This window comes from Terrisporobacter muris (assembly GCF_024621905.1).
GTDB lineage: Bacteria > Bacillota > Clostridia > Peptostreptococcales > Peptostreptococcaceae > Terrisporobacter > Terrisporobacter muris.
The window spans coordinates 1-5,742 of sequence record NZ_JANKBY010000237.1; the positions used below are offsets into that span (position 1 = coordinate 1).

Sequence of the window (5,742 nt, forward strand, 5' to 3'; positions counted from 1 at the left end):
ATCTTTTTTCACTTTCATAATAATCCCCCTCAAAAATTCATTTATAATTTGAGTGTATCCATTTATTATTTTTTTATACAAAAATTTGCTTTGCCATATATTGAGTAATAATCCTTAATTTTAGTTTCTAAATATAAAAATTTTGCGTCATTTAATCCAATATGTAACTCTTAACTTCATACTACTGACTACTTACAACTTATGTCAATTTCTCTATTAATTCAATTTTATATTTCGTTTTATTGTATCCAAAAATAAAATAAAATATAAAATCTTTACAATAAAAAAAGAAGGCTAAGCCTTCTTTCAAATATAATTCCCATTTTCAATTTAACTATTTATTGTATTTTCCATAAAAAACTGTTCTGCTATTTCTATATGTTCTGTTGCATATTTCTTAGCTAACTCACAATCCCCTGATTTAATAGCTTCTAATATTCTATTATGTTCATCTACTAAACTTAATGATGCATCATAATTTGAAACATATGTCACTCTGAACCTATGTACTTGTTCCCATAAAGAAGTTATTAGTTGATATAGTTTTTTATTATTAGCCATTAAAAATATCTTCTCATGAAACTCTACATCTTTTTTTAATACATTGTCGATATCTGCTTCTCTTACACTTTTTTCAAATTCTTTTGCTACTCTTTCTAGATCTGAAATATCTTCTTCTCTTAGTCTTTCTGCTGCCAGAGATGCTGCTAACCCTTCTAAGCTAGATCTTATTTCTAGTACATCAATTAAATCCTTAAATGACATATTAGCAACATAAGCGCCCTTTCTTGGTAACATAACTACTAAACCTTCTAACTCCAGTTTTCTAATAGCTTCTCTTATTGGAGTTCTACTTACCCCTAATTGCTCTGCCAATTGAACTTCCATAAGTCTTTGGCCCGCTTTCAAATCCCCTTCTAAGATAGCTGTTCTTAGATTTTCAAATACTACATCTCTTAATGGCTTATAGTTATCTAAATTTATTTTTGTTAAACTATCCATTTATTTCAACCCCCTTTTTATGGCTTTTAACTAGGTATACTTGTTTGAAGTTTTCTAGTAGAATTTTTTTACATTTTTCTGCATCAACTTTATTGTTATATAATCCAAAAACTGTTGGTCCACTTCCACTCATCATAGCCCCTAAGGCCTTGTTATTAAGCATGATTTCTTCTATCTCTTTAATAACAGGATATTTTTCCTTAGTAACTGATTCTAAGACATTATACATATTTTTTGATAACAACTCTATTTTATTTTCTTTTAATAATTGTATTAACAATTTATTATCTGGCCTTTTTTCAATAATTTTAGAGTCTATAGCTTCATATACTTCTTTTGTAGACACAAATAATTCTGGTTTACATACTAGAATAAATGCACCCTGAGATAAACCATCTATATTTGTTAACTTTTCTCCAATATTTTCAGCTAATGATGCTCCCCCCTCAATACAAAAAGGTACATCAGCACCTAATTGCAAACCTAATTCCTTAAGTTTATTTTTACTTAAGTCAAGATTCCATAGTTTATTTAATCCTACTAAAACTGCCGCCGCATTACTACTTCCACCTGCCATACCAGCTGCAACAGGGATATTCTTTTCTATATATATTTCTATACCTCTTTTTATACTAAACTCTTGTTTTATCAAATTGACTGCTTTATATACTATATTACTACTATCTGTCGGTATATCTTTACTATTACTGCTTATTATTATTTTATCTTCATTTAATGAAAAAATCTTTATAATATCAAATAAATCAATAGTTTGCATTATCATTTCAACTAAGTGATATCCATCTTGTCTTTTTCCTAATACATCTATAGATAAATTAATCTTCGCTCTACTTTTTAATTCTATAGAATTCATTTCATCCTCCTTGTATATAGTTGCATTTAGTATAATGGATTCTCGAATTATAATTATTATACTACAAAAAACAAAATAATAGGGGTTTTATCCCCTATTATTTTATTATCCTTGTCAATTTATTAATCTATAGTTGTAACTTTTTTTGTAAAATCAAACATTTTCCTGGCCTAATTGGTTCATCCATCTTAATTTCATTTACATCTGCAATTTCTTCTTCTGTTGTATTATATTTTTTGGCTATATCCCAAAGGTTATCTCCATCCTTACAAATATATACTATTATGCTAGGAGCTGTTGAAAGGTCATACTCACCTTGATCTTCGCCTTTTATAATAAAGCTTTCTGATTTCTTATCTATAGCTTCTGTAAATCTTTTTACTTTTATTACCAAATCTATTTCATCTCTATTTAAATCTGCCTCAACTTTATCTATACATACTGTATTAAATATTGAACAAGTTTCACTCAAATTCTCGATAGCTACATCATTTTCGAAAGGTATTTCTTCTGATAATTTATAAATCATCTTTTCCCCTTCTACTGGTACAAATAGTATTACTGCTTTTATTATTCCTTGAATTATACTCTTGTTACCTTCTACATACGCATTTTCTATAGATATTGATGTACATACACTTACTATATCTTTTACTTGTATATTATCGTCACCTGTACCTAAGGTTTCTCTAACTGTGAAATTTTCTGATGCAGAATATAGTGATTTATTTAAGCTTATTAATCTGTGATCAAACTTCACAATTTTTTGTGGAGAATAAGCATCTTGTAATACTTCTCTAGTTACTTCATCTGTAACTTTTACCTTACAGCATACTGTGCATTCTATTTCTAACATAGCTGTATTACTTTCACTATTGTCTCTAAAATTATAATTAAAATCACCTATGTTTAGTAGAGTTTCTTCTTTCATTCCATCAAAAGCTCCTGGAACTTCAATAAATTGTGTAAAATCAATACCTACCTTATCTAATTCTACAATATCTCCCTCACAAGTACATGCTAAAGGACTAATTTCTAAAACTCCACCAATTATAACTTTATTATCTGCTATTCTACTTTCCTTAACTTTAACTACAGGTGTAATGTTTATTATTGCAGCTACTTCTGCCGAACTTATAGCTATAGTATCTCTTATAACACTTTCTGTTTTTTCTATTCCAATAATATCTTGGTATACTATTTCTTTTCTATGTTTTTGAATACATTCAACCTGAGCAACATCTTTTACAATGTCTAATCTTTGTTTTTCAAATAAACTACCTTTAATATTCATAAGAGCTCCTACTCTTATTTTTCTTTCATTTAAAATCGTGCAATCAACATGTTCTACTTCAGGATATAACATATACTCCATATCCTGAACTATATTATCCTTTTCTACAACCTCATTGATGTCTATTTTTCCGCAAACATTAGACAAAGTACTTTTATCATCTGCTATATACATCACATTGTAATTAAAACTTCCTCTACATATAAGTTTTCCATCTGACACCTCAATTTTACTCAATGCTATGTATCCTTGAGTATCAACAATTTCATAAACGTCTGACTTAACATCCGGTACAACAGTCTCTGATTCAATAAATGTCTGATACTTACCAAAATCAACTCTGCTATCTATTTTGATTATATCCTTAATTAGTTCCATATTTGTCCCTCCTAAATATAAATAAACTATCACACTATATTTATATTTAAAGAAACAAAAAAAAATTACACCTAATTTAATAGGTATAATTTTAACTTACGCTTAACTTATTTTCTTCTATCTTATTTTCTTTAAAAACTTGTAGTTTTACATTTTCTGTTAATAAATCAGAGTAACTATAAGATACTCTTTGATATCCACTTCCACTTGCTTCTAGTTTTACTATAAAAACACTAGGATAAACATTTTCTAATATTCCCCTTTTGGTCATAATTTGTTTTCTTCCCTTATTTGCTTTTAATATTATTCTTTTACCTAGATGTTTTTCCAAACTTAATCTTATATTATCTAAAGTTTGAACAGTAGCCATAATATCACCCTCTTTTAGTTTCTATGTTTACATAATATCATAAAAAGAGGGCTTTGTCAAATGTTTTAAACTAATTATTTTATATATTTTTAGATCAATTGTCAATAGTATTTTTTAAGAATACAGTATAATTTTATTAAAATTTGTTTTTAATATAAAATTATATTAATCTTGGCATTGCCCATCTAAATTTCCCTCTAGTTTCAGCCCCCCCTATACCTTTATATCCTGTTATTGTTTGTTCTATCACTTCTTCTATTGGTACTACCATATCAATTCTTGAACAAGCAATTTTTTCAACTATAAATACAGGGTCAAGGGCATGTATCATTATTCTTCCTGGAGAGCTAGCGTAGTTTGCACCCGCTCTTATTATTTGCTCATAATTAGATTGGCATGCACCCGCAAAAATAACTAGACCATCAAAATCAGGTTGCCATTTTCTAGCTTCTCTGACACACTTTATAAAGTTATAAGAATTTCTATAGTTATTTATATCTTTTAAATTTCCCTTTTTAGATGTAATAGCATCATGTCCTGTTATAACCAAAATATCTGGTTTGTGTTTTTCTAAAAGTGATCTTACTTCTTTATACTGATTTGCTTCTGGTATGGCTACTCCAACAGCTGGTATTCCCAATTCAGTATAAACATCTAAACATATTTTTAAATACTCCTTGTCTCCATCTATTTGGAGCACCTTTCCAGGAATCCCATACACATTACTACTGGACTGAAGTTTAGGAGCTCCTCTATACCAATTTTGTCTTTCTCTTGCATTAACTACTGATCTATATAATAAACTTTGAACATTTTTATCTATTAAAATCCCCCTAGTGTCACTTTCTTCCACCAATTCCAAATCTTCTAAATATGCATCTGCCATTAATCTAAAAGCCACACCTTTTAATATGGCGACTTTTTTATTTTTTTCGTCCTTAGAAAATCCTACTATCTTAAATATAATATCTCTGTTATAAGATTTTCTAACTACTATATCTCCCTCTTTCATAGCTGTCCTCCTTAACATATGGTTTTAATTTATAGTATGTTTTAGAAGATATTTTGTTCATATGTTGATAAAAAACATATTTTGTTAAAATATAACAAAGTAGTAGATTAATATGTTCTTATATATATATAAGAATTTCTAATATATAATGTATTTAAGAAAGTATTTTTTGTGTTTATAAAAAAGGGGGAACTGTAGTACATATGAATATATTTATTTTATCCTGTGGAGTATTTGAACCAGAGCTAAATAAAATCTTAGAAGATGTAAGAAAAGAAAAATTATTTAATGAAAATATTAGTGTAAAATACCTACCATTTGGATTACATACTAACTTAGATAAGCTAAAGCATGTAATTACTAGCAATTTAGATAATATAAAATCAGATAAGATAATTCTACTTTACGGAAGCAAGTGTCATTATATGTTCCATGAATTTTTAAAAGGTTATAATAATTTAATTACTTTTGAAGATTCAAATTGCATTGACTTAATAATTGGGAATGAAAAAAAGGAAGATGATGATAAAAATTTATATATAACACCAGGATGGGTTCTTAAGTTCGATGAACTAAATAAATTTATAAATGCAGTTGATATTTATGATATTAGACAGCAATATGGTCAATATGATAATATTATAATTGGTGATACTAATGTATGTGAATTTACTGATGATATGATATTTGATTTATTCGAAAAAATCCAAGTACCTATCGAAATACAAAAAATAGATAGTAATAATTTTAAAAATAAAATAATAGATAGTATAAAAAAAGCTATAGATAGTTGATTTAAATCAGCTATCTAT

6 protein-coding genes are annotated in these 5,742 nt (G+C 27.5%); 1 reads left to right on the forward strand and 5 read right to left on the reverse strand.

What is annotated here, in order from left to right; genetic code table 11:
• Positions 1-330: 330 nt before the first annotated feature.
• From NSA58_RS14750 to yabG, 5 genes are all read right to left on the reverse strand, one after another.
• Positions 331-1,002: a GntR family transcriptional regulator gene (locus tag NSA58_RS14750; RefSeq protein WP_039680015.1), complete on the reverse strand. Its 672-nt coding sequence runs from the start codon at positions 1,000-1,002 to the stop codon at positions 331-333.
• Entirely contained in the window at positions 995-1,876 is an 882-nt protein-coding gene (gene ispE / locus NSA58_RS14755; protein WP_039680014.1) for a 4-(cytidine 5'-diphospho)-2-C-methyl-D-erythritol kinase, read from the reverse strand. The genes NSA58_RS14750 and ispE overlap by 8 nt, the downstream gene beginning before the upstream one ends.
• 127 nt (positions 1,877-2,003) lie before the next feature.
• Positions 2,004-3,548 carry a DUF3794 and LysM peptidoglycan-binding domain-containing protein gene (locus tag NSA58_RS14760; protein WP_257560631.1) on the reverse strand — a complete coding sequence of 515 codons (1,545 nt, stop codon included), beginning with the start codon at positions 3,546-3,548 and terminating at the stop codon, positions 2,004-2,006.
• Positions 3,549-3,639: 91 nt separating this feature from the next.
• A complete protein-coding gene (locus NSA58_RS14765) occupies positions 3,640-3,918 on the reverse strand; it encodes a Veg family protein (protein WP_039680012.1) in 279 nt (92 codons plus the stop codon).
• 160 nt (positions 3,919-4,078) lie between these two features.
• A complete protein-coding gene (yabG, locus tag NSA58_RS14770; protein WP_039680011.1) occupies positions 4,079-4,930 on the reverse strand; it encodes a sporulation peptidase YabG in 852 nt (283 codons plus the stop codon).
• 203 nt (positions 4,931-5,133) lie between these two features.
• Here yabG and NSA58_RS14775 point away from each other — a divergent pair, with 203 nt between their 5' ends.
• Positions 5,134-5,724 (forward strand): DUF1638 domain-containing protein, encoded by a 591-nt coding sequence (locus NSA58_RS14775; protein WP_039680010.1) that lies wholly within the window; start codon positions 5,134-5,136, stop codon positions 5,722-5,724.
• The last annotated feature ends 18 nt before the right edge of the window (positions 5,725-5,742 follow it).